General features: G+C 64.4%; 23 protein-coding genes. 16 read left to right on the top strand and 7 right to left on the bottom strand.

All coding sequences use genetic code 11. The features are described from left to right. The first annotated feature begins 236 nt into the window (after positions 1–236). The 3 genes from VF34_RS04180 to VF34_RS04170 are packed head-to-tail and all read left to right on the top strand — an operon-like array spanning position 237 to position 3,099. Entirely contained in the window at positions 237–1,355 is a 1,119-nt protein-coding gene (locus VF34_RS04180) for a Re/Si-specific NAD(P)(+) transhydrogenase subunit alpha (protein WP_032365557.1), read from the top strand. Further along, the gene (locus VF34_RS04175; RefSeq protein WP_027497943.1) at positions 1,355–1,678 is read left to right on the top strand and encodes an NAD(P) transhydrogenase subunit alpha part 2; all 324 of its coding nucleotides are present in this window, start codon (positions 1,355–1,357) and stop codon (positions 1,676–1,678) included. The genes VF34_RS04180 and VF34_RS04175 overlap by 1 nt, the downstream gene beginning before the upstream one ends. Then, positions 1,678–3,099 carry an NAD(P)(+) transhydrogenase (Re/Si-specific) subunit beta gene (locus VF34_RS04170; protein ID WP_027497942.1) on the top strand — a complete coding sequence of 474 codons (1,422 nt, stop codon included), beginning with the start codon at positions 1,678–1,680 and terminating at the stop codon, positions 3,097–3,099. The genes VF34_RS04175 and VF34_RS04170 overlap by 1 nt, the downstream gene beginning before the upstream one ends. A 37-nt stretch (positions 3,100–3,136) precedes the next feature. Here VF34_RS04170 and VF34_RS04165 read toward each other — a convergent pair whose 3' ends face one another. Beyond that, complete coding sequence (locus VF34_RS04165; protein WP_156158490.1) at positions 3,137–3,850, bottom strand: hypothetical protein; 714 nt, start codon at positions 3,848–3,850, stop codon at positions 3,137–3,139. 588 nt (positions 3,851–4,438) lie between these two features. Here VF34_RS04165 and VF34_RS04160 point away from each other — a divergent pair. Both VF34_RS04160 and VF34_RS04155 read left to right on the top strand, forming a co-directional pair. Then, on the top strand, positions 4,439–4,753 hold the full coding sequence (locus VF34_RS04160; protein ID WP_141214498.1) for a hypothetical protein: 315 nt from the start codon (positions 4,439–4,441) through the stop codon (positions 4,751–4,753). A gap of 107 nt (positions 4,754–4,860) precedes the next feature. Then, complete coding sequence (locus VF34_RS04155) at positions 4,861–5,886, top strand: phosphotransferase family protein (protein WP_045840904.1); 1,026 nt, start codon at positions 4,861–4,863, stop codon at positions 5,884–5,886. Between the two features lie 2 nt (positions 5,887–5,888). On the opposite strand, the gene VF34_RS04150 is transcribed toward VF34_RS04155, so the two are convergent. Next, entirely contained in the window at positions 5,889–6,365 is a 477-nt protein-coding gene (locus VF34_RS04150; protein WP_027497940.1) for an acyl-CoA thioesterase, read from the bottom strand. A 173-nt stretch (positions 6,366–6,538) separates the two neighbouring features. Here VF34_RS04150 and VF34_RS04145 point away from each other — a divergent pair, with 173 nt between their 5' ends. Continuing rightward, on the top strand, positions 6,539–7,285 hold the full coding sequence (locus VF34_RS04145) for a GntR family transcriptional regulator (protein ID WP_027497939.1): 747 nt from the start codon (positions 6,539–6,541) through the stop codon (positions 7,283–7,285). Between the two features lie 2 nt (positions 7,286–7,287). Here the strand turns inward: VF34_RS04145 and VF34_RS04140 are convergent, their stop codons facing one another. Both VF34_RS04140 and VF34_RS04135 read right to left on the bottom strand, forming a co-directional pair. Beyond that, a complete protein-coding gene (locus VF34_RS04140; protein ID WP_045840903.1) occupies positions 7,288–7,752 on the bottom strand; it encodes a PTS sugar transporter subunit IIA in 465 nt (154 codons plus the stop codon). Then, the gene (locus tag VF34_RS04135) at positions 7,749–7,979 is read right to left on the bottom strand and encodes a PTS sugar transporter subunit IIB (protein ID WP_027497937.1); all 231 of its coding nucleotides are present in this window, start codon (positions 7,977–7,979) and stop codon (positions 7,749–7,751) included. Before VF34_RS04135 ends, VF34_RS04140 begins: the two co-directional genes overlap by 4 nt. A gap of 177 nt (positions 7,980–8,156) precedes the next feature. Here VF34_RS04135 and VF34_RS04130 point away from each other — a divergent pair, with 177 nt between their 5' ends. Genes VF34_RS04130 through nagB form a run of 3 tightly spaced genes read left to right on the top strand, consistent with a single transcriptional unit; the run spans position 8,157 to position 11,380 of the window. Next, positions 8,157–9,404, top strand: a complete 1,248-nt coding sequence (locus tag VF34_RS04130) for a PTS transporter subunit EIIC (protein ID WP_032365561.1) — start codon at positions 8,157–8,159, stop codon at positions 9,402–9,404. Further along, entirely contained in the window at positions 9,401–10,585 is a 1,185-nt protein-coding gene (locus VF34_RS04125) for an N-acetylglucosamine-6-phosphate deacetylase (protein ID WP_045840902.1), read from the top strand. Before VF34_RS04130 ends, VF34_RS04125 begins: the two co-directional genes overlap by 4 nt. After that, on the top strand, positions 10,586–11,380 hold the full coding sequence (gene nagB, locus VF34_RS04120; protein WP_045840901.1) for a glucosamine-6-phosphate deaminase: 795 nt from the start codon (positions 10,586–10,588) through the stop codon (positions 11,378–11,380). It begins immediately after the preceding gene. Between the two features lies 1 nt (position 11,381). On the opposite strand, the gene VF34_RS04115 is transcribed toward nagB, so the two are convergent. The 3 genes from VF34_RS04115 to VF34_RS04105 all read right to left on the bottom strand — a co-directional run bounded on the left by VF34_RS04115 (position 11,382) and on the right by VF34_RS04105 (position 13,957). Further along, positions 11,382–12,209 (bottom strand): shikimate 5-dehydrogenase, encoded by an 828-nt coding sequence (locus VF34_RS04115; RefSeq protein ID WP_045840900.1) that lies wholly within the window; start codon positions 12,207–12,209, stop codon positions 11,382–11,384. 36 nt (positions 12,210–12,245) lie between these two features. Beyond that, positions 12,246–12,962, bottom strand: coding sequence for an HNH endonuclease family protein (locus VF34_RS04110; protein WP_052718588.1), 717 nt, complete (start codon positions 12,960–12,962; stop codon positions 12,246–12,248). Between the two features lie 95 nt (positions 12,963–13,057). After that, the gene (locus VF34_RS04105) at positions 13,058–13,957 is read right to left on the bottom strand and encodes an NADP-dependent oxidoreductase (RefSeq protein ID WP_045840899.1); all 900 of its coding nucleotides are present in this window, start codon (positions 13,955–13,957) and stop codon (positions 13,058–13,060) included. Between the two features lie 69 nt (positions 13,958–14,026). Here VF34_RS04105 and VF34_RS04100 point away from each other — a divergent pair, with 69 nt between their 5' ends. The 7 genes from VF34_RS04100 to VF34_RS04070 all read left to right on the top strand — a co-directional run bounded on the left by VF34_RS04100 (position 14,027) and on the right by VF34_RS04070 (position 23,116). Further along, on the top strand, positions 14,027–16,870 hold the full coding sequence (locus tag VF34_RS04100) for a DEAD/DEAH box helicase (RefSeq protein ID WP_045840898.1): 2,844 nt from the start codon (positions 14,027–14,029) through the stop codon (positions 16,868–16,870). Then, the gene (locus VF34_RS04095; RefSeq protein ID WP_045840897.1) at positions 16,870–17,622 is read left to right on the top strand and encodes an SWIM zinc finger family protein; all 753 of its coding nucleotides are present in this window, start codon (positions 16,870–16,872) and stop codon (positions 17,620–17,622) included. The genes VF34_RS04100 and VF34_RS04095 overlap by 1 nt, the downstream gene beginning before the upstream one ends. Before the next feature lie 73 nt (positions 17,623–17,695). Then, on the top strand, positions 17,696–19,237 hold the full coding sequence (locus VF34_RS04090; protein ID WP_045840896.1) for a CoA-acylating methylmalonate-semialdehyde dehydrogenase: 1,542 nt from the start codon (positions 17,696–17,698) through the stop codon (positions 19,235–19,237). 6 nt (positions 19,238–19,243) lie between these two features. Continuing rightward, entirely contained in the window at positions 19,244–20,383 is a 1,140-nt protein-coding gene (locus VF34_RS04085) for an isobutyryl-CoA dehydrogenase (protein ID WP_032383699.1), read from the top strand. Next, positions 20,380–21,438, top strand: a complete 1,059-nt coding sequence (locus VF34_RS04080; RefSeq protein WP_032383698.1) for an enoyl-CoA hydratase/isomerase family protein — start codon at positions 20,380–20,382, stop codon at positions 21,436–21,438. Before VF34_RS04085 ends, VF34_RS04080 begins: the two co-directional genes overlap by 4 nt. Further along, positions 21,435–22,343, top strand: coding sequence for a 3-hydroxyisobutyrate dehydrogenase (gene mmsB, locus VF34_RS04075; protein ID WP_027497925.1), 909 nt, complete (start codon positions 21,435–21,437; stop codon positions 22,341–22,343). Before VF34_RS04080 ends, mmsB begins: the two co-directional genes overlap by 4 nt. Next, a complete protein-coding gene (locus tag VF34_RS04070) occupies positions 22,340–23,116 on the top strand; it encodes an enoyl-CoA hydratase (RefSeq protein ID WP_027497924.1) in 777 nt (258 codons plus the stop codon). The genes mmsB and VF34_RS04070 overlap by 4 nt, the downstream gene beginning before the upstream one ends. The last annotated feature ends 18 nt before the right edge of the window (positions 23,117–23,134 follow it).

Here is a 23,134-nt window from a genome sequence, read left to right as displayed (position 1 = left end):
CGATCATCACGGATAGACCTGTATGGCGTGCATCACAATTGCTCGCCCTGTAGTCGCGAAATGTCGAAACGGACTCGATTCAGAACGAATCGGACTGTGTTCTGGGTTACCCGCGCTCCATTACCTGTGGCTACTATCAGGAACCTCGTGCCTTGTCGCATGGGTTCGTCCACTCGTCGCAGATTTCGAGCCATTGGCCGATCGGTGGGCACCATTCAACGCAGGAAGACGGAGATTTGGATACATCGCAGAGCACTGAAAAGGGTTCGGGATCCACGACGGTCGTCGGTGTGGTCCGCGAATCGGGGGAAGGTGAGCGACGTGTCGCTCTGGTCCCGAAGATCGTTGCCGCGCTCACGGGCAAGGGCGTCGAGGTCGTCGTGGAATCGGGTGCCGGACTCGGCGCTCTGATCCCGGACGAGCTCTATGTCGCAGCCGGGGCCACGATCGGCGATCCCTGGGGCTCGGAGGTCGTGGTCAAGGTCGCGCCGCCCACCGACGCAGAGATCTCGAGGCTGAAGTCGGGCTCGACGCTCATCGGTTTCCTCGCCCCACGCAATGCCGAGAACAGCATCGGCGCGCTGAAGGCCGCCGGAGTACAGGCGTTCGCGGTCGAAGCCATTCCGCGTATCTCCCGCGCTCAGGTGATGGACGCCTTGTCTTCTCAGGCGAACGTCGCCGGGTACAAGGCGGTTCTGTTGGCCGCGTCGGAGTCCACGAGGTTCTTCCCGATGCTGACCACAGCCGCCGGAACGGTCAAGCCGGCGACTGTGCTCGTTCTCGGTGTCGGTGTGGCCGGCCTGCAAGCCCTGGCCACCGCGAAGCGTCTCGGTGGTCGACCCACCGGCTACGATGTGCGACCGGAGGTAGCCGACCAGGTCCGTTCCGTCGGCGCGCAGTGGCTCGATCTGGGGATCGATGCTGCCGGCGAAGGCGGCTACGCGCGTGAGCTGACCGAGGACGAACGCGTCCAGCAGCAGCGTGCCCTGGAAGAGGCGATCAAGGGATTCGACGTCGTGATCACCACGGCGTTGGTGCCCGGCCGTCCCGCGCCGCGTCTGGTGACGGCCGCCGCAGTCGAGGGTATGAAGCCCGGCAGCGTCGTGGTCGACCTGGCCGGTGAAACCGGCGGAAACTGCGAACTCACCGAGCCCGGCCAGACCGTCGTCAAGCACGACGTCACCATCTGCTCGCCGTTGAACCTGCCTGCCACGATGCCCGAGCACGCCAGCGAGCTGTACTCGAAGAACATCTCGGCTTTGCTCGAGCTCATGCTGGTCGACGGCGCACTCGCTCCGGATTTCTCCGACGAAGTGCTCGCCGGTGCCTGCGTGACACGTGAGAAGGAGAACTGATGTACACCCCGCTTCTCGCGAACATCGCGATCCTGGTGTTGTCCGGGTTCGTCGGTTTCGCGGTGATCTCCAAGGTGCCGAACACCTTGCACACCCCGCTGATGTCGGGAACCAACGCCATCCACGGCATCGTCGTGTTGGGCGCGTTGGTCGTCCTCGGAAAGGTGCACGACCCGTCCATCGGACTGCAGGTCATCCTGTTCGTCGCGCTGGTGTTCGGAACCGTCAACGTCATCGGTGGCTTCGTGGTCACCGACCGCATGCTCGGCATGTTCAAGTCCAAGCCGGTGCCCGCCAAGACCTCGAAGGGTGCTGACTCCTGATGGACAATCTCGTCAACATTCTCTACATCGTCGCCTTCGGCATGTTCATCTACGGTCTGATGGGTCTGACCGGACCGAAGACCGCCGTGCGGGGCAACCAGATCGCCGCGGTCGGCATGTTCATCGCCGTGGTGGCCACGCTGATATCCATTCGCGACACCGGTAACTGGATCCTGATCATCGTCGGACTAGTCGTCGGCGTGGCGCTGGGAATCCCGCCTGCGCGACGGGTGAAGATGACGGCGATGCCGCAGCTGGTGGCTCTGTTCAACGGCGTCGGCGGTGGCACGGTCGCACTGATCGCGTGGGCCGAGTTCCTCGACACGTCCGGATTCTCGAACTTCAACCACGGAGAGTCGCCGACGGTGCATATCGTCATCGGCTCACTCTTCGCAGCGATCATCGGTTCCATCTCGTTCTGGGGCTCTCTCATCGCCTTTTTGAAGCTGCAGGAAACTCTGCCCGGCTCGCCGATCACCATCGGTAAGTTGCAGCAGCCGCTCAACGCTCTGCTGCTGATCGGCGCTGTGGCCGCTGCAGTGGTCATCGGCATCAACGCCACTCCGGGCGGCGGCGTGTCGCAGTGGTGGATCGTCGCGGTTCTCGTATTGGCAGGCATCCTCGGTCTCACGGTGGTACTGCCCATCGGCGGCGCGGACATGCCGGTCGTCATTTCGCTGCTCAATGCTCTGACCGGTCTGTCTGCTGCGGCTGCGGGTCTGGCGCTCAACAACACCGCGATGATCGTGGCGGGCATGATCGTCGGCGCGTCCGGCACGATCTTGACCAACCTCATGGCCAAGGCCATGAACAGGTCCATTCCGGCGATCGTCGCAGGTGGATTCGGCGGCGGCGACGCGGCTGCAGGCCCGGCCGGTGCAGGCGGGGGAACCGCCAAGGCGACCTCGGCGGCAGACGCAGCGATCCAGATGGCCTACGCCAACCAGGTCATCGTCGTGCCCGGCTACGGCCTTGCCGTCGCTCAGGCACAGCATGCCGTCAAGGACATGGCCAAGTTGCTGGAGTCCAAGGGTGTCGAGGTCAAGTACGCCATTCACCCCGTCGCCGGTCGCATGCCGGGACACATGAACGTGCTGCTCGCCGAGGCCGACGTCGCGTACGACGCGATGAAGGAAATGGACGACATCAACGACGAGTTCTCACGCACCGACGTCACGTTGGTCATCGGAGCGAACGACGTGACCAACCCGGCGGCGCGCAACGATCCGTCGAGCCCGATTCACGGGATGCCGATTCTCAACGTCGATCAGTCGAAGTCGGTCATCGTCCTCAAGCGGTCGATGTCGTCCGGCTTCGCTGGAATCGAGAACCCACTGTTCTTCGCGGAAGGCACGTCGATGCTGTTCGGCGACGCAAAGAAGTCGGTGTCCGAGGTGACCGAGGAGCTCAAGGCCCTCTAGTCGGTCGCCATCTCGGCCCGAATGGGACGCTCCCGTGTCAACGGATGCGTCCCATTCTGCGTTGGGCGACGAGGGCAGCGGTATCGAACGGGTTTCGAGCCTCGCGGGCAGCGGCTGCGGGTGAGAAGAGCATCACCACCGAGCACGCCGGCCACCACACGCCCGTGATCAGCAGTGCGCTGACAATCCCGACGGGGGAGACGGACCCGACGGCCAGTTGTGCCACTCCGACAGCGAGGGCGGCGACGGTCCCGAGTCCGAGGATCATCGGCCGCCACGTGGCCGATGCCACCATCGACGCGGCCCCCAACAGCGCTGTGACAGCGACGAGCTGCCCGCTCGGAAGGTCGGTGGCCGTTGTCGACGACGCCGCGAGGTGACGCACCAGAGCTGTGGTCACTTCCGCGCCGACGACGCAGGCAATCACCACTCCGATGCCGTAAGGCAGTTTTCGGACCAGGGCGACAACGGTGAGGGCGGCGAGGACGGTCAGCACGGCGGTGACGTCGATCGTGTTCAGTGCTCGCGAGGCCAGGGCGGCAGCCGGGCTCGTGGAGACGGGCCACACCGGTGCCATGTTCGGCACCCACATCAGTAGTACCGACAAGAGCGCCGCACAGAGGCCCGACACCGTCAGCCGGGTGCGGATCGCCCGCCGGTGCGCTCGCTCGGTCGTGTTCGCCGAACGGCTCTCGTTGCCGGCTCCACGGGGTGACCGGATCGGTCCGCTGTCGAGACTCGGTGATCGCATGGACGCCAGACTGCCGCAGTCGGCTGAGCGTGAGGTGTGAGCATCGTGGGAGCCGGCTGAGCATCTGCGGTAACGGTCGGATCACGACGAAGAAGCGTCGATTTATTGTTGTAGCCGCAACCTAGTAATGGCGATCTGTCAAATTCCTGGAGTCTGCAAACAGCCGAAAAACCGATCCGAAAGTAGAATTCGACCCTGCAACCAACCGATCGGTCGGAGTGTGTGGTCCAGTGCGGTGTAGAGGAGGCTACTCGACTGCGGCCTCCGAGTAGTTGCTCTTGAGTGTCGTACCCCGCCTACCTGGACTTTTGTGCGGATTTTGTCTCCTGTCACAGTATTTTGAAATGCGAACTATGAATTCGTTGCAAGTCGTTGATCGGATGGGCCGATCTGTGTGACTATGGTCACATAGTCCAGTTCACCCTGGGCGAGACCGTCGAAAAGGGCGTAGTTTCAGCCGCATCGGAAAACCGTATTCCCCCGTTACGGCCAAGTTGGTAACGATCTGAACACGGTCTGGTCGGCTCATCGCAACTCGTGAACGGGCATTCGGCACCAACAGAAGTCGGAAACTCGAAGGAGAAGAACATGACCACAATGTCGCAGGGGCAGCTCGATATGGTCCGCGCGTTCTTTTGCAACGAGTTCCAGGCGGACTCGCTGGACCGTACGGTGATGCCGGAGCCCACGGCCGATGCCGTTGCCGAATGGATCGACGCGCTGTCCACCAGTGGACTGTTCGCGCCAGCGGAGGTGCACAACATCTCGTCCGTCTGGTGTGCCGAGCCCGAGTCGATGACCGCACTGCTCGTCGGCGAAATCGACGAAATTGCTGTCAAGCGGCACGAGGCCGCTGCCGTTGCTACTCCGGCGCTGATCTCCGCGTTCGGTCGCGCCAGCTGACCGTCTGTGCTCGTGCCACCGGCATCCGTTGGCACCGCTTCGTTACGATCACCCGAACCGGTGATGTCCGTCGGCAACGGTGCCGCACAACGAAGTGAGGGTTTTGTATGGGCGTGGTGGGCTTGGACGAAGATGCAGTGTCGACGTGGATCGCGGAGTTGGGGATAGGCGCAACATCGCCGCTCTCGTTCCAGCGCATCGGTAACGGCCAGTCCAACCTCACGTATGCGGTTCGCGACGCCGGTGGCAGTGCGTGGGTCCTTCGCCGGCCGCCGTTGGGCAAATTGTTGGCGTCGGCTCACGACGTCGTGCGCGAGCACCGGATTCTCTCCGGTCTGCAGAATTCGCCGGTCCCTGTGCCGAAAATGATTGCGATCACGCAAGATCCAGCCATTTCCGAGGTCCCGTTGGTCCTGATGAGTTTCGTCGACGGGGTCGTCGTCGACTCGGTGTCGGCTGCCGAACAGTTGGACCCCGATCAGCGTCGACGTGTCGGACTCGGTCTGACCGCGGCGTTGTCCGACATACACCGTGTCGACCTCGAGTCGTCGGGTCTTGCCGACCTCGCCGGCCGCAAGCCCTACGCTGCGCGTCAGATCGCGCGGTGGACCACGCAGTGGGACTCCTCCCGAACCCGGGAGGTTCCTGGAATCGACTCGCTCGCAGCACGATTGACGGCCAAGATCCCCGAGCAGCACGAGGTGACGCTGGTTCACGGCGACTTCCATCTGAGCAACGTCATCACCGCTCGAAACGACGGCCGCGTGGTTGCCGTCGTTGACTGGGAGTTGTGCACGCTCGGAGACCCGTTGGCGGATCTGGGTGGTCTGCTCGCCTACTGGCCTCAGGCGGACGACGGGGTTGCCGGTCCTTTCATGGCATCGACTCTGCCCGGTTTCCCTACCCGGGCGGAGCTGGTCGAGTCCTACGCGCACAACACGGGCCGCGATGTGACCGATGCCGGATTCTGGGAAGTGCTGGCGCTGTGGAAGTTGTCGATCATCGCCGAAGGCGTCATGCGCCGGATGGAAGCCGATTCACGCAACCGCGCCGTGGGCGGCGCGCCGACCACCACGCTGATCGACGACATCGTCACCCGAGCGTTGCAGCGCGCCGACGAAATCGCGCTCTAGATTCAGGCGTCTACTGACGTTCCGATCACCAAAGTGCGTGCTGCGGTTTCGATTTCGGAGGGAATGGGGACGGGACGGCGGGAGTTCGCGTCGACGTAGACGTGAACGAACCGTCCCCGAGCGGCCAATGTCAGTGCGTCGTCCTCGGCTTCTCGGAACAAGGCCAGCGAGTAGACGATGCTGCGGGTGCCCAGCTTCTCCACCGCCAGACCGACCTGGAGGCGATCGGGAAAACTGAGCTCGGACAGATAGCGGCACGAGGTTTCGGCCACGACGCCGATCGCGGGCAGAGTCCTGATGTCCACACCCGTCGTTTCCATGAGCCACCCGTTCACTGCGGTGTCGAAGTATGCGTAATACGTCACGTTGTTGACGTGGCCGTAGTGGTCGTTGTCGTCCCATCGGGTCGACACCGGCCACAGCGCCGGGAAATCCGACGCATTCGACAATTCCACGCTGTCCTTCGGCGACTCCGTCATGGCACGACGCTAACCCGTCGCCACGTCGGCAACAAACGCGACCGGATTCGAGGCATCGGAGAGCTGAGTCCGGGCGAATGCTTCCTCGGTATCGCCGTCGTGACGTAGTCTTTGGTTGGACCGGACCAGTCCGTACCGCTGGTTCTGCGAGTGATCGAAAGGCCGGCGCAGTGGTGATGCCCGTACACCTGAGGGACAGTCAGATCCCGAAGCACGAACAGCTACGCGCAATTCTGTTGCACCGCTGCACCAAGGAGCTTTCGCCGGGGGATCTGATGCCGAGCGAGCGTCGGTTGATGGAGGACTACGGCGTCAGTCGCATCACGGTACGCGAGGCGATAGGACAGCTCGTCAACGACGGACATCTGGTTCGGGTACGTGGGAAAGGGACGTTCGTTGCTTCTCGTACCGTGCAGTCGCGGTTGCACCTGGCGTCGTTCTCCGAGGAGATGCGTGCCCAGGGGCTGACGCCGACGACGGTGGTCCTGTTCGCGCGGCTCGAAAAGCCCTCGGCAGCAACGATTCGTGCTCTGGGCCTGGTCGACGGTGATCGGACGTACCACATCAAACGGCTACGGCTGGCCGATGCCGAGCCGGTCAGTGTCGACGACGGGTGGTACCGGGCCGAACTCCTTCCGGGGCTGATCGACCACGATCTGAGTCAGTCGGTGTACGAGGCCGTGCGCAACCACTACGGCCTGACCATCGATCGAGCCGAGCAGACCGTCAAAGCGACAGCCGCCGACAGTGACACCTCCACGCTGCTGGGGACCAAACGCGGCGCACCGGTGCTGTACTTCGACCGAGTGTCGTTCAGCGGCGACGAGCCGATCGAGCACACGGAGAGTTGGTACCGGTGCGACCGGTACCAACTCTCGATGGAGGTGCAGGGGGAGCGGCGCACCACGCAGCGCCGCTAGGCTCAGGGCAACACGAACAGCGAGTCACCCTGTGCCACCGAGGTTCCGACGGCCGCGCTCGTGACGGCATCGGGCTCGGAGTCCATCAGGACCACGGGAATCACGTCGGAGTATCCGGCCTCCGCGATCGCCGCAGGGTCGTAGGTGATCACGAGATCGCCGGACTGGACCCGATCGCCCTCTGCTGCAACGAGTTCGAAACCCTGGCCCTTCATCTTCACGGTGTCGATGCCGATGTGCACCAGCACTCCCGCCTTGTCGTCGGTGAACACGACGAACGCGTGTGGGTGGAGTTTGAGGATCTTGCCGGCTATCGGAGACCGCACCTCGACGGGCCCGCTACCGGCCGCCGGGCGCACGGCGACCCCGGAGCCCACCATCTGCGAAGAGAAGACCGGGTCGGGGACGTCGGCGAGCGAGATGACCTGACCGGCAACAGGACTGGAGATCGTCGAGGTCCCGCTCACAGAATGTCGCCGATGTCCTCGGCGAGGGTGTCGGCCTCCGGGCCGACGATGACCTGCACGGCTGTCCCCTTGTGGAACACTCCGTGCGCACCGGCTGCCTTGAGCGCAGCCTCGTCCACCAGCGACCCGTCCTTGACCTCGGTACGGAGCCGGGTGATGCACGCTTCGATCTCTACGATGTTGTCGGCACCGCCGAGGCCCTTCACGATCGCGTCCGCCTTGGCCATGTTCTGTTCCTGCTTCCTTCTCGTGTGCAGTGGTGTCGGCGAGGTCACATCTCCGGGTTGACATGTGGTCGTCACCTGGCCAAACTACAACTGGTAATGACCGGACAGTACCCCTGATGTCATCCGGTCACAATAGTAGAACTCCCTTGCCGGACCAGCCTCGAAGAGAAGGTCGCCATGACCCTGAAGAAGACGGACTCGGCCGAAGCCGAACCGAAGAAGGAATCCAGATCTCTCGCCGGGTTGCAGCGATTCGGGCGCAGTCTCATGCTGCCCATCGCGGTTCTTCCCGCGGCGGGAATCCTGTTGCGGCTGGGCCAGGACGACCTCCTCGGCAGATTCAGTGCTCTGGGCACCGCGGCGGCCGTCATCTCCGCTGCAGGACAGGCGGTCTTCACCTGGTTGCCCTTGATCTTCGCCGTGGGCATCGCCATCGGCTGGGCCAAGAAGTCGGACGGCTCGACCGCCCTCGCCGCCGTCGTCGGCTACATGGTGATGAACGGTGTCTTCACCGCGATGTCACCGGTGGTACTGGAAGGCAAAGTCGACGCGAACGGCGATCCGGCCGTGATCGACTACGGCGTGTTGGCCGGCATCGTCATCGGCCTGCTCTCCGCCATTCTGTGGCAGCGGTTCTACCGCCAGAAACTGCCGGATTACCTCGGCTTCTTCAGCGGACGACGTCTGGTTCCCATCCTGACCGCTGTCACCGGCCTCGTCGTCGCCGTCGTCATGTCGTTCGTCTACCCGCTCTTCTACAGCGCACTGAACTGGGTCGGGAACACCGTTGCCGATCACAGTGTGGTGGGTAGCGGAATCTACGGTTTCGCCAATCGCATGCTGATTCCGACGGGACTGCACCACATTCTCAATTCGGTCGTCTGGTTCCTCGTCGGTGATTATCAGGACGCGAGTGGTCAATTGGTGCGTGGCGATCTCAACCGATTCTTCGCGGGAGATCCGTCCGCCGGAGTCTTCATGACCGGTTTCTTCCCCATCATGATGTTCGCTCTGCCTGCCGCTGCATTCGCGATCTATCGCAACGCCAAGCCGTCGCAGAAGAAGATCGTCGGCGGAATCATGTTGTCCACCGGTCTGACTGCGTTCGTCACCGGCATCACCGAACCGCTCGAGTACTCGTTCATGTTCGTCGCCTGGCCGCTCTACATCATCCACGCCGTGCTGACCGGAACCTCCATGGCACTGACCAATGCCCTGGGAATCCATGACGGCTTCTTCTTCTCTGCCGGCGGTATCGACTATCTGTTGAACTACGGAATCGCCACGAAGGCATGGCTTCTCATTCCTATCGGCCTGGTGTATGCGGTGATCTACTACTTCCTGTTCAGCTTCGTCATCAAGAAGTGGAACCTGCGCACCCCCGGCCGCGAGGACGACGCGGTGCTCGAACCCGACCGGGCATGAGCGAATCGATCACGACGACGCTCAGGGGGCGGGTCGTCACACCCGACGCGGTCATCGAGGATGCCGTCGTGGCGTTGTCCGGCGATCGAATCTCCTGGGTGGGTCCGGTAGTGGCGTGGCCCGACGAGGCTCCACCGCAATCGAATTCGACCATCCTGCCGGGGCTGGTCGACGTGCACTGCCACGGCGGCGGCGGGGCGTCGTTCCCGGATTCTGCCCGTGCCGATCTGATGACCGCGGTACGGCACCACCGCGGCCGCGGCACCACCACGATGCTCGCATCGCTGGTGTCGGCATCCCCTGGGCGACTGGTCGAGCAGACGTCGACGCTCGCGGATCTGTACGAGTCGGGGGACATCGCCGGGGTCCACCTCGAAGGGCCGTTCCTGTCTGTTGCCCGCTGCGGAGCGCAGGACCCCGCGTCACTCCGTGGCGGCGACACCGGTCTGCTGGCAGACATCATCGACGCCGGGCGGGGATCGGTACGGTCGATGACACTTGCTCCCGAAGTCGACGGCTTCACGGCCGTCGGACACATGTTGCGAGAGAACGGCATCGTCCCCAGCATCGGGCACACCGACGCCGACGCACGCACCACTCGCAGCGCAATCGACGCCCTCGGAGAGGGTGCCATCGGTGCCACGCACCTGTTCAACGGGATGCCCACCTGGCATCATCGGTCGCCGGGGCCGGTCAGCGAATGCTTGGCTGCCGCGGCGCGAGGGTCGATGGTGCTCGAATTGATCGGCGACGGAGTACATCTCGCCGACGAGACCGTGCGAGCGGTGTTCGATCTCGTCGGCGGTGGGAACATCGCGTTGGTGTCCGACGCGATGGCTGCAGCGGGAATGGCCGACGGCCGCTACCGGCTCGGGCCGCTGGATGTCACCGTGCACGATTCGGTCGCCCGCCTGTCGCGGGAGAACGATCCCGAGTCGGCCCCGATCGCGGGCGGCACGTCGAGTGTGCTCGACCTGGTACGCCGCGCAGTGCTCGACGCCGGCGTGCCGTTGCTCGACGCAGTGCGTGCCGGGGCAACCACCCCGGCAGCATTGATCGGGATCGGGGCCGAAACCGGTTCTCTCGTCGCCGGATCGAGAGCGGACGTGTTGGTGGTCGACGCATCCTTCGAGCCGGTGCAGGTCATTCGCGGCGGACGCGCGATCGAGGAGGAAAGTTAGATGGAGATCGTCGTACTCCCCACAGTCACCGACGTGGACCGAACCGCGGCCGACATCGTCGAGCACGTCGTGCGAACCGACTCGGTCCCGGGATCGGGCCCCGTCCTCGGGTTGGCGACCGGGTCGAGTCCCGTCGGCACGTATCGCGAGCTGGCCCGCCGACATCGCGAGGAAGGGCTGTCCTTCGCTGGGTGTCGAGCGTTTCTGCTCGACGAATACATAGGGCTACCCAGAACTGCTGAGCAGTCGTATTTTTCGTTCATTCGCGAGAACTTCGTGGACCTCGTCGATCTGGACGATTCCGCGGTGTTCTCGCCGGACGGTGAAGCCGTCGACATCGCTGCCGAAGCGCGACGATACGACGCCGCGATCGGGGAGGCCGGTGGTATCGATGTGCAGATTCTCGGCATCGGCACCGACGGACACATCGGCTTCAACGAGCCCGGATCGTCACTTCGGTCGAGAACCCGGGTCAAGACTCTCACCGAACAGACTCGGGTCGACAATGCGCGCTTCTTCCCCTCGCCGGAGGAGGTGCCGCACCACGTGCTGACGCAAGGCCTCGGCACCATCGACGAGGCGCGTCATCTCGTGCTCATCGCTACCGGAGAATCCAAGGCAGACGCGGTGGCCGCGGCCGTCGAGGGGCCGTTGTCGGCACGCTGTCCTGCGTCCGCGATTCAGTGGCATCCACACGTGACGGTACTGGTGGACGAGGCGGCTGCTGCGTCCCTCGCTCTCACGGACTACTACCGCCACGCCTACGCGAACAAGCCCGCGTGGCAACGCCTGTGAGTCAGCGACGGGAAGATTCCGACGCCCGCTGGATCTGATCGTCGGACGGGCGAACTCCGGTGTAGAGAACGAACTGTTCTGCTGCCTGCAGGGCAATGACCTGAGCGCCGGTGATCACCGGTTTGTTCGCCGCACGCGCCGCGGTGATCAGCGGCGTCTCCGACGGCATCGCGACCACGTCGAACACTGCCTGTGCCGCATGGATCTGCGACTCGGGGAAGGGAGTCGAATCGGCAGCGGGGCCGCCCGCCATTCCCACCGGGGTGACGTTCACCAGCAAGTCGGCTCCGACGGACTCGGCCGACCAGTCGTATCCGTACGCCTCGGCGAGAGCCGGACCGGTCGACGTGTTGCGAGCAACCACGGTGCCGCGGGTGAAACCCGAATCCCGCAGTGCGGCAACCACTGCCTTGGCCATACCGCCGCTGCCGGTCACGGCCACCGAACAATCGGTCGAGATATCGCTCGACGCGAGCAGATCGGCCACAGCCTGGTAATCGGTGTTGTAGGCGTGCAACACGCCCGCCTCGTTGACGATGGTGTTGACCGATGCGATCGCGCTCGCAGATTCGTGCATGACGTCGACCAGCTCGATCACGTCCTCCTTGAACGGCATGGAGACCGCGCATCCCCTGATACCGAGTGCACGGACTCCACCGACCGCGGCCGCGAGATCGGTGGTGGTGAACGCCTTGTAGACGAAATTCAATCCCAGTTCGTCGTACAGGTAGTTGTGGAAGCGGGTTCCGATATTGCTCGGCCTTCCCGACAGAGACATGCAGAGCTGGGTGTCACGGTCGAGAAAGCTGCGCGACGACGTCGTTGCCATTGGCCAGACTTTACCGCCCGCGTTCGCATCGCTGGATCAGCAGCTGGGGGCCACCGAAGCGAGGGCGCGGCGGTCGGCCTCGGTGATCGGCAGCTCGTACTGGGCCGCCACCGACAGGTATTTACCCGCGTAGAAACAGTGGTACGCCGCGTTCGGCGGCATCCACTGCGACGGCGTCTTGTCGCTCTTGCTCTGGTTGTCCGGCCCGTTGACCGCCAGCAGATTGAACGCGATGTCGTTCGCGAAACGAATGCGCTTGTCCGCTGCCCATCCGTCAGCACCCATGTCCCAGGCGGCAGACAACGGATAGACGTGATCGATCTGAATCTTGCCGGCGTCGGACTTGGTGAACTGCAACCGTTCACCGGAGTAGGGGTCGTCCAGGGAGCCCGAGAGCACCACGCAGTCTCGGGTGCCGGCCTTGAACTCGACTTCGGTCATCGACAGTGCCAGCACGTTGTCACGGGTTCCACACCCGTCGTGCCCGCCCGGTCCGTCGTAGTCGTCCGTCCACGCCGGTCCGAACACGCACCCTTCACCGCTCTTGCATCCGCGCTCGTACCCGCGGGGATCGGGTCGTGCGGCGACGACGGCCACCCGATCCAACAGCGTTTCGATCTGGGCGCGGGTGGGGCTGCCCGGAGCCGGGGGCGGGGGAGCCAATCCCGGTATGTCGGACCGGTCACAGGATTCGAACGTCGCCATGACGATCGCGGCGATCACCAACGCCGCCGCTACCCACAGCTTCTTCACACACGCCCCATCGTGAAACTTCGATCTTGCCGACTCTCGTACCTCGCGACAGCAGTGTGCCGGACGGTACCGACACCGCCCGACACGGTCGGGTGTCAGCGGACCTCGATGACGACCTTGCCGAGTGCGTGCCCGTTCTCCACGAGCGCAAGAGCCTCGCCTGCGCGGTCGAGTGGAAACGTGTGATCGATGCGTGGACGAAGGACGCCCGTCACGACCAGATCGGCCAATCGGGTGAACGCCGCAGTGGTGCGCTCGCGCACTGCTCCAGACCCACCCCACTGGGCGGCGAGCACCGGGTCGGCCACGCTGACGATCGGAGCGCCGGTCTTCGCAGCGGCCGCGCGAAGAGTGTCGCCGCCGACCAGATCGACGATGCCGTGCACCGGCCGCGATATCGAACCGACGTACTCGGGTCCGGACTCGACGAACTCCGCACCGAGGCTCTCGATCCACTCCCGCTTGCCCGAGCTCGCCACCCCGAGAACGTCGATACCGTCGGCACGCGCCAGCTGCAGAACCGAAGAACCCACACCGCCGCCTGCGCCGAGAACGAGAACCGTGTTGCCTGCAGTCAGCGCCAACCCTCGCAGTGCGTCGAAGGCGGTCCCGGCCGCTACCGGCAGTGTCGCCGCGACCGACCAGGACACGGCCTCGGGCTTGTGTGCCGTACCGGCCGCGTTGAGCAGCGTGTACTGCGCATAGCCGCCGTGACCCGACGCCGTCGCCCCGAAGACCTCGTCACCGACCGAGAACCCGTCCACTCCCGAGCCGACGCCCACGACAGTGCCCGACACCTCCCGCCCCAGCACCGCAGGCAAGGTGATCTGCACGGTGTCCTTGCGATTACCCGCCCGCACCTTCCAATCTGCGGGATTCACCCCCGCGGCATGTACCGCCACGAGAAGCTGCCCCGATCCCGGTTCCGCCACGGGGAGGTCCAGAAATGTCTCGGTGTCGGGGCCGCCGTATTCGTCGAAGCCGTACGCGATCATGGGACCACTGTGCCTCATCGATGACACAGCGGCGCCGGGTATGTCGGTGCGTGCTGGTTGGATGGACCGATGCTGCACGGTCTCTGGTCTCCCGGTGCCGGATTGCTGCTCTGGGACGACGAGATCAGCACCGGAGACGAACCCGACCTACCGGCGACACACTCGCACGTGCTCACCCGCGCGTTCCGGCATCGCGCCCGAGTGACGTTTCCCGACTCCACTCGACGCGCCACCCCTCGGGATCCGGTCGAACTGCCGGCGATCGCGCTGGCCCCGCACGATGCGGCCGACCTGTTGCTCCGCACCCCGTCGACCCACCCGCTGATCTCCGGCGACCTCCGGTTCCTGGGCCACGTCGCCCAGGGCATCGAACGGTGGGTCCGGTCCGGACGAGTGGTGCCGGCACTGAAATTGATGGACGGCCAGTGGTGGCCGCGTTGGCGGCTGGTCGGCGGCGAGCGTCAACGCGCATGGCTCAGCGAGCTCGCTGTTGCGATGCCGTCGGTGCAGCGAGCGAACGAACGGCCGAAGAAGCTTCTGGACGACATGGTCGAGGAGCTCACCGACCCGATCGTCAGATCGGTGCTCGGCAAGCCCGACTCCGAGCATCCGTTGCTGTCGGCCCTCGTGCGTGACGATCCGTATCTCGATGGGACGCAGAAGATCTCGACGCTGTTCGACAATTGGCGCGCCAGCCTCACCGTCGACGAACCGGCGCTGGTGCTGCGCCTGCTCGAACCGGACGACCAGGACGGCGAGACGGGTGATGCCGACGGTGCCGCGGACGATGCCGTCGAGTCGTTCTGGACACTTCAGGTGTGCCTGCGCGCGGACGGGGAGGCGCCGCGTCCGGTCCCGATGAGCCGCAAGGTCGACGCGACCTTGCTGTCGACGGCAGTGCGCAAACTCGGCGAGGCCGTGGCTGCCTACCCGAGGTTGCGTGATCTGCCCACCCAGGAGGGCACCCTCGACCTGTTGTTGCCGACGTCGGTGGTCATCGATCTCGTCGAACACGGTGCCACTGCGCTGCAGGCCACCGGCACGACGGTCCTGCTGCCGAGGGCCTGGACCAGGTTGGATCCGTCGATGCGATTGCGGGTCGAGTCACCCGCGGTGACCAAAGCTGCGGCTGATCGTGCCGTCGGTATGGACGAGCTGGTGTCGTACGACTGGCAACTGCAGCTGGGCGACATGGTGCTCACCGAGGCGGAGATGAACCGGCTTGCCGTCTCGAAGGGCGACCTCGTCCGGCTGCGCGGGCAATGGGTGCTCGCCGACGGGGGACAGCTGGCGCGGGCCGCGAAGTACGTCGCCGAGCATCACGGCGACGGGACTGCGCTCAGCACGCTGATGCGTGAGATGACGTTGGCCGATCCGCCTCCGGCTCCGGTCCAGGACATCCGCGCTACCGGCTGGGCGGCAACGTTGCTCGAACCCGGGGCGGTTCCGGAAACCATCCCGGTGCCCGACGGTGTCCGAGCGACTCTGCGGCCCTACCAGCAACGCGGTCTCGACTGGCTCGCGTTCATGAGCCGGCTCGGTCTCGGTGCCGTGCTCGCCGACGACATGGGCCTGGGCAAGACACTGCAGGTGCTCACGCTGCTCGCTCACGAGAACAGTGCGACTCCGACGCTGTTGGTGGCCCCGATGTCGGTGGTCGGTAACTGGCAACGTGAGGCCGCGAAATTCACTCCTGCACTGCGTGTTCTGGTGCACCACGGTCCGACGCGGTTACGCGACGAGGAGCTCGATCGAGCCATCGCGGAGCACGACCTGATCGTCACCACGTACGCATTGATGGCCAAGGACCGCGCGCAGTTGGCCGCACAGACGTGGCGTCGCGTGGTTCTCGACGAGGCGCAGCACATCAAGAATGCAGGCACCGTGCAGGCGAGGGCGGCACTGGCCATTCCGGCCGATCACAAACTGGCGCTCACCGGGACGCCGGTGGAGAACCGGCTGGACGAGCTGAGGTCCATTCTGGATTTCGCGAACCCGGGCATGCTGGGGCGGCCGTCGGACTTCAGGAAGCGGTTCTCGGTGCCGATCGAGCGGGAGAACGACGAGAACGCGGTCTCGCGGCTGCGTGCCATCACGTCTCCGTTCATTCTGCGTCGCGTCAAGACCGATCCCACGGTCATCTCTGATCTGCCGGAGAAGAACGAAATGACCGTGCGCGCCAACCTCACTGCCGAGCAGGCGGCGTTGTACAAGGCGGTCGTCGACGAGATGATGGCGCAGATCGCCGACGCGAAGGGCATGAAGCGCAAAGGTGCGGTGCTCTCGGCCCTCACCCGCCTCAAACAGGTGTGCAACCATCCCGCGCATTTCCTGTCCGACGGCTCGTCGGTACTCAAGCGAGGTCAGCACCGTTCCGGAAAGATCGGATTGGTGGAGGACATGCTCGATTCCGTTCTCGGTGACAACGAGAAGGCGTTGTTGTTCACGCAGTTTCGAGAGTTCGGTGAGCTCGTGGCACCGTATTTCGCCGAGCGTTTCGGAGTTCAGGTGCCGTTCCTGCACGGCGGCGTGAGCAAGGGCAAGCGCGATGAGATGGTCGAGAAGTTCCAGAGCGACGACGGTCCGCCGATCATGATGCTCTCGCTCAAGGCCGGTGGTACCGGGCTCAACCTCACTGCCGCCAATCATGTTGTGCACCTCGATCGTTGGTGGAATCCGGCGGTAGAGAACCAGGCGACCGACCGCGCTTTCCGTATCGGCCAGCGCAAGAATGTGATGGTGCGCAAGCTGCTGTGTGTGGGCACCGTGGAGGAACGCATCGATTCGATGCTGGTGTCCAAACAGGACTTGGCGGACCTGGCGGTGGGCACCGGTGAGAGCTGGGTGACCGAGATGGACACTGCGGAACTGCAGGAACTGTTTCGTCTCAGCGAAGACGCAGTGGGGGAGTGATGGCCGACTTCTCGCAGTACGGCAAGCGTCGACAAGCCAAGGGCGGCATCGAGTCTCGTAACAAGCGGGGTGCCTTCGGGCAGACGTGGTGGGGCAGGCACTTCGTCGCCGCGATGGAAGATCTGGCCGATCCGGGCCGGATCGCACGGGGCCGAACCTATGCCCGCCAGGGTCAGGTGCTCACTCTCGGCGTCGAACGCGGGCAGATCTACGGCGAGGTGCAGGGCAGTCAGCTCGAGCCGTTCTCGGCGTCGGTCAGCGTCGAGCCGCTCACCGAAGGCGAGGTGGCCGCGCTCGTCGGCCGAGTGCGATCCAACCCCGGCATGCTGGCGGAACTCGCGTCCAACGCGATTCCTCAGGCGCTGGCGTCGGTGCTGCTTCCCCACGACAAGGGGCAACTGGATTTCGACTGTTCGTGCCCCGACGACGGGTGGCCGTGCAAACACGCGGCAGCGCTGATGTACATCGCCGCCGAGCACATCGACGCGTCCGCGGGGACGATCCTGACACTGCGCGGTGTCGATCTGGATCAGTTGATCGAGGGGGTCGGCGACAGCGACGAGGAGATCGACCCGGACGACTGGTTCGGCGATCGTGCAGCGTTCCCCGAACTTCCCAAGGTGTCGTTCGCTCCGGCGACGGACGATCTCGATCCGCTGATCCTGCGCAGAATCTTTCGCGCCGACGGTTCGACGGAGGCGGAAGTCAGCCGGGCCTGCGCTGATCTGCGCGCGTTCTACGACCGAATGTGACCGCTCCTGGACTTACATGGACATCCGACTATAGGATGAGCGTACTTAATTCCACGCTCGAGGACGGACACCCATGGCTCGCGAACTCACGCACTTCATCGGCGGCAAGCATGTCGCCGGCACCTCCGGACAGTTCGGGGATGTGTTCGATCCCAATACCGGTGAGGTGCAGGCCCGGGTGCCCCTGGCCGACGTATCCGAGGTCGAGGCCGCCATCGCCGACGCCGAGCAGGCGCAGCGTGAGTGGGCGAAGTGGAACCCGCAGCGGCGCGCTCGGGTGCTGATGAAGTTCCTCGCGCTCGTCACCCGCGACACCGAAGAACTCGCGCGGCTGCTCTCGTCGGAGCACGGCAAGACCATCGCCGACGCCAAGGGCGACATCCAGCGTGGCGTCGAGGTCGTCGAGTTCGCCGTCGGTGTTCCGCACCTGCTCAAGGGTGAGTACACCGAGGGTGCGGGTGGCGGTATCGACGTCTATTCGATGCGTCAGCCGCTCGGTGTCGTTGCCGGCATCACCCCGTTCAACTTCCCGGCCATGATTCCGCTGTGGAAGGCCGGCCCGGCCATCGCCTGCGGTAACGCCTTCATTCTCAAGCCGTCCGAGCGAGATCCGTCCGTGCCCCTCAAGCTCGCCGAGCTGTTCCTCGAGGCAGGTCTGCCGCCGGGCGTGTTCAACGTGGTCAACGGCGGCAAGGACGCCGTCGACGTGCTGCTCACCGACGATCGCGTCAAGGCGATCGGCTTCGTCGGATCGACGCCCATCGCGCAGTACATCTACGAGACGGCGGCGCAGCACGGCAAGCGCGCACAGTGCTTCGGTGGGGCGAAGAACCACGCATTGGTGATGCCCGATGCCGATCTCGACGAGGTCGCCGACGCTCTGCTCGGAGCTGCATACGGTTCGGCCGGCGAGCGGTGCATGGCGATTTCCGTCGCGGTTCCCGTCGGTGAGGAGACCGCCGACGCGTTGGTCGCCAAACTGACCGAGCGGGTGGCGAAACTGAAGATCGGCCGCAGCGACGACGAGAACGCGGACTTCGGCCCGCTCGTCGGTAGCGATGCGTTGAAGCGCGTCAACGATTACACCCAGATCGGTGTGGACGAGGGTGCTGAGTTGGTCGTCGATGGACGCGGATTCAGTCTCGAGGGCCACGAGGGCGGATTCTTCGCCGGCGCAACGCTGTTCGACAAGGTGACCACCGACATGCGCATCTACAAGGAAGAGATCTTCGGTCCGGTGCTGATCGTCGTGCGCGCGAAGGACTACGAGGGCGCGCTGCGTCTGCCGTCCGAACACGAGTACGGAAACGGCGTCTCGATCTTCACCCGCGACGGCGACACCGCTCGCGATTTCTGCTCCCGCGTCCAGGTGGGCATGGTGGGAGTCAACGTGCCGATTCCGGTGCCGATCGCGTACCACACGTTCGGTGGTTGGAAGCGTTCGGGATTCGGCGATCTCAACCAGCACGGACCGGATTCCATCCGCTTCTACACCAAGACCAAGACCGTCACTCAGCGTTGGCCGTCGGGCACCAAGGAAGCAGCTTCGTCGGGTCACTCCGTGGACTCCGCTCCTGCTGCGCAGAATCACTTCGTCATTCCGAACATGGACTGATCGACGATGTTCACGTTGAACGAGGACGAGCGTGCCATCAACGACACTGCTCGTGATTTCGCGGACGAGTTCCTCGCACCGAACGCCGTCGAATGGGATCAGCAGAAGCACTTTCCGGTGGACGTGCTGCGCAAGGCTGCTGCTCTCGGGATGGGCGGCATCTACATTCGTGAAGACGTGGGCGGATCGGGTCTGACCCGCGTCGACGCGGTGCGCATTTTCGAGCAACTCGCAACCGGTGACCCGTCCATCGCGGCCTACATTTCCATCCACAACATGGTCGCCTGGATGATCGACACGTACGGCGACGACGAGCAACGGCAGCGCTGGCTTCCGGGGCTGTGCTCGATGGACCAGCTCGGTAGCTACTGCCTCACCGAACCCGGCGCTGGATCCGATGCGGCAAAGCTCGGTACCAAGGCCGTCCGCGACGGTGACGAGTACGTGCTGGACGGCGTCAAGCAGTTCATCTCCGGCGCAGGCACTTCCGAGGTGTACGTCGTCATGGCCCGCACCGGAGCGCCGGGTCCCCGCGGCATCTCGGCGTTCATCGTTCCGAAGGACACGGCGGGACTGTCGTTCGGAGCGAACGAGAAGAAGATGGGGTGGAACGCTCAACCCACCCGCCAGGTGATCTTCGAAGGTGCCCGCGTTCCGGCTGCCAACCTGCTCGGCGGCGAGGGCGACGGATTTCGGATCGCGATGAACGGGCTCAACGGCGGACGCATCAACATCGCCGCATGCTCGATCGGCGGCGCACAGTCCGCTCTCGACAAGGCCGTGTCCTACCTCGCCGACCGCAACGCATTCGGCGCCAGGTTGCTCGACTCGCAGGCCCTGCAGTTTCGACTGGCAGATTTCAAGACCGAACTCGAAGCGGCAAGAACGTTGCTGTGGCGAGCTGCGGACGGGTTGCAGAACAACGCAGCCGACAAGGTCGAAATGTGCGCGATGGCAAAACGTTTCGGTACCGACACCGGGTTCGAGGTCGCCAACGGAGCATTGCAGTTGCTCGGCGGATACGGTTATCTCGCCGAGTACGGTGTCGAGAAAATCGTTCGCGACCTCCGGGTCCACCAGATTCTGGAAGGTACCAACGAGATCATGCGCGTGGTCGTAGCTCGCTCCATCGTGGGTGCAGCATGAGCGATGTCCTACTGGAGGTTTCGGGCGGGATCGGTCGCATCACTCTGAACCGCCCCAAAGCGATCAACGCACTCTCGCATGCGATGGTGCAGCAGATAGCTCCGGCGTTGGCGCAGTGGGCAACCGACGACAGCGTCGACGTCGTCCTGTTGACCGGAGCCGGCGAGCGCGGATTGTGCGCGGGCGGCGACATAGTCTCGATCTACCACGACGCCAAGGACGGCGGCAGCGGAAGCAAGGACTTCTGGCGCGACGAGTACGTGCTCAACGCCGCGATCGCCCGCTTCCCCAAGCCCTTCGTCGCGATCATGGACGGCATCGTCATGGGCGGTGGCGTCGGGCTCTCGGCCCACGCGAACACCCGCATCGTGACCGAACGTTCGAAGATCGCGATGCCCGAGGTCGGCATCGGATTCATTCCCGATGTCGGTGGCACCTACCTTCTTTCGCGTGCGCCCGGCGAAACCGGTACCCACTTCGCGCTCACCACGGCGCGGATGAATGCGGCCGATGCCATCGCGGTCGGATTCGCCGATCACTACATTCCGTCGGACAAACTCGAGGAGTTCTACACCGCCCTCGAGACGGTCAGTGTCGGGGAGGCCGTCGACACGTTCAGCGAGTCGGCTCCGGAATCCACCGTCGCTGCTCAGCAGGAATGGATCGACGAGTGCTACGCAGGTGACGACATTCAGGGCATCGTCGACGCTCTGGCTGCATCGCCGGTGCCGGAGGCGCAGCAGGCGGCACAGGACATCGCGTCCAAATCGCCGGTGTCTCTTGCGGTGACGCTGCGGTCGCTGCGACGGGCGGCGACGCTGCCCTCCCTCGAGGCCGTGCTCGACGAGGAGTACCGCGTGTCGGTCGCGTCGCTCAGCAGTCACGATCTGGTCGAGGGAATTCGGGCGCAGGTCGTCGACAAGGATCGCAACCCCCAGTGGCAGCCGGCCACGTCGGCGGATGTCACTGCCGAGGACGTCGATCGATACTTCGCGCCCCTGGGCGACGCCGAACTCGGTCTGTCGAAAGCACTTACAGAAGGTGAGCAGTCATGAGCGAGAAGACGATCGGATTCATCGGCCTCGGGCACATGGGTGGACCGATGGCCGCCAACCTGGCTGCGGCCGGGTACACGGTGCAGGGCTTCGATCTTGTTCCCGCGGCGCTGGAGCAGGCCACGAAGGACGGCGTCACTGTGGTGGAGTCCGCGGTTGCGGCCGTCGCCGGAGCCGACATCGTGATCACGATGTTGCCGAACGGAAAACTGGTACTCGGGCTGTACGGGGACCTGCTTCCGGCCGCGGCACCGGGGACGTTGTTCATCGATTCGTCGACCATCGATGTCGCCGACGCGCATGCCGCGCACCGGCTGGTACACGAGGCTGGACACCGTAGCCTCGACGCTCCGGTCTCGGGCGGTGTCGGGGGAGCGGCCGCAGGCACGCTCACGTTCATGGTCGGTGGTTCGGAGGACGATTTCGCCTCCGCCGCTGCCGTTCTCGATGTCATGGGTCGCAAGGTCGTGCACTGCGGACCGGCGGGCAACGGTCAGGCCGCCAAGATCTGCAACAACATGATTCTCGGCGTATCGATGATCGCCATCAGCGAGGCCTTCGTGTTGGGCGAGAAGCTCGGCCTGAGCAATCAGGCGCTCTTCGACGTGGCATCGACTGCGTCCGGCCAATGCTGGGCGTTGACGACCAATTGCCCGGTGCCCGGTCCGGTTCCGACGAGCCCGGCGAACAACGAGTACAAGCCCGGATTCGCGGCGGCCCTCATGGACAAGGATCTGGGTCTGGCTGCGAATGCACTGCGCGACAACGGGGTCGAGGGAGTACTCGGACTTCGCGCAGCCGAGCTCTACGCTCGGTTCAAGGAAACGTCCGGCGGCGGAACCGACGTGGACTTCTCCGGCATCATCAACGACATCCGCGAACGCTCGAACGGAGCTGCTCAGTGACCGACTACGAAACCATCCTGCTCGAACGCCGGGGACGCGTCGGCATCATCACGCTGAACCGACCGAAAGCATTGAACGCGCTCAACTCTCAGTTGATGCGTGAGGTCGTGTCGGTGGTCGAGGAACTCGATGCAGATTCCGAGATCGGTGCCATTCTGATCACCGGATCCGAACGGGCCTTCGCGGCCGGGGCCGACATCAAGGAAATGCAGCCCAAGTCGTACATGGACGTGTACCTCGACGACTTCTTCGCGGCGTGGGATCGACTGGCCGCGGCGCGGACGCCCCTCATCGCGGCGGTCTCCGGTTATGCACTCGGTGGCGGCTGCGAACTCGCGATGCTGTGTGATGTGCTGATCGCCTCCGACACCGCGGTATTCGGACAACCCGAGATCAAGCTCGGCGTCATTCCGGGAATCGGTGGCTCGCAGCGCCTGACGCGTGCGGTGGGCAAGGCCAAGGCCATGGAGATGTGCCTGACCGGCCGGAACATGAAGGTCGAGGAAGCCGAGCGAGCAGGATTGGTCTCGCGCATCGTGCCGGTCGCCGATCTGCTCGACGACGCCATCGCAACCGCGACCACGATCGCCGAGATGTCGCTACCGGTTGCCATGATGGCGAAGGAAGCAGTGAACCGATCGTTCGAGTCGAGCCTTCGTGAGGGAGTTCTGTTCGAGCGCCGCGTGTTTCATTCGACGTTCGCCACGGAGGATCAGAAGGAAGGCATGTCGGCTTTCATCGAGAAGCGCACGCCCAACTTCCAGCACCGGTAGTGCTGGCCGCACTTTCGG

This window comes from Rhodococcus sp. PML026 (assembly GCF_000963615.1).
Taxonomy (GTDB): domain Bacteria; phylum Actinomycetota; class Actinomycetes; order Mycobacteriales; family Mycobacteriaceae; genus Rhodococcoides; species Rhodococcoides fascians.
Note: the sequence above shows the minus strand (reverse complement) of the source record. Positions and strands in the feature narration are given on the sequence as shown.

Bases quoted from the DNA above. Each gene is read 5' to 3' on its own strand.
- VF34_RS04135 (WP_027497937.1), bottom strand. From the start codon at position 7,979: ATGGCCAAGGCGGACGCGATCGTGAAGGGCCTCGGCGGTGCCGACAAC.
- VF34_RS04115 (WP_045840900.1), bottom strand. From the start codon at position 12,209: ATGGCAACGACGTCGTCGCGCAGCTTTCTCGACCGTGACACCCAGCTC.
- VF34_RS04095 (WP_045840897.1), top strand. From the start codon at position 16,870: ATGGCCGACTTCTCGCAGTACGGCAAGCGTCGACAAGCCAAGGGCGGC.
- VF34_RS04125 (WP_045840902.1), top strand. From the start codon at position 9,401: ATGAGCGAATCGATCACGACGACGCTCAGGGGGCGGGTCGTCACACCC.
- mmsB (WP_027497925.1), top strand. From the start codon at position 21,435: ATGAGCGAGAAGACGATCGGATTCATCGGCCTCGGGCACATGGGTGGA.
- VF34_RS04160 (WP_141214498.1), top strand. From the start codon at position 4,439: ATGACCACAATGTCGCAGGGGCAGCTCGATATGGTCCGCGCGTTCTTT.
- VF34_RS04170 (WP_027497942.1), top strand. From the start codon at position 1,678: ATGGACAATCTCGTCAACATTCTCTACATCGTCGCCTTCGGCATGTTC.
- VF34_RS04155 (WP_045840904.1), top strand. From the start codon at position 4,861: ATGGGCGTGGTGGGCTTGGACGAAGATGCAGTGTCGACGTGGATCGCG.
- nagB (WP_045840901.1), top strand. From the start codon at position 10,586: ATGGAGATCGTCGTACTCCCCACAGTCACCGACGTGGACCGAACCGCG.
- VF34_RS04130 (WP_032365561.1), top strand. From the start codon at position 8,157: ATGACCCTGAAGAAGACGGACTCGGCCGAAGCCGAACCGAAGAAGGAA.
- VF34_RS04175 (WP_027497943.1), top strand. From the start codon at position 1,355: ATGTACACCCCGCTTCTCGCGAACATCGCGATCCTGGTGTTGTCCGGG.
- VF34_RS04085 (WP_032383699.1), top strand. From the start codon at position 19,244: ATGTTCACGTTGAACGAGGACGAGCGTGCCATCAACGACACTGCTCGT.
- VF34_RS04100 (WP_045840898.1), top strand. From the start codon at position 14,027: ATGCTGCACGGTCTCTGGTCTCCCGGTGCCGGATTGCTGCTCTGGGAC.
- VF34_RS04105 (WP_045840899.1), bottom strand. From the start codon at position 13,957: ATGATCGCGTACGGCTTCGACGAATACGGCGGCCCCGACACCGAGACA.
- VF34_RS04090 (WP_045840896.1), top strand. From the start codon at position 17,696: ATGGCTCGCGAACTCACGCACTTCATCGGCGGCAAGCATGTCGCCGGC.
- VF34_RS04165 (WP_156158490.1), bottom strand. From the start codon at position 3,850: ATGCGATCACCGAGTCTCGACAGCGGACCGATCCGGTCACCCCGTGGA.
- VF34_RS04080 (WP_032383698.1), top strand. From the start codon at position 20,380: ATGAGCGATGTCCTACTGGAGGTTTCGGGCGGGATCGGTCGCATCACT.
- VF34_RS04150 (WP_027497940.1), bottom strand. From the start codon at position 6,365: ATGACGGAGTCGCCGAAGGACAGCGTGGAATTGTCGAATGCGTCGGAT.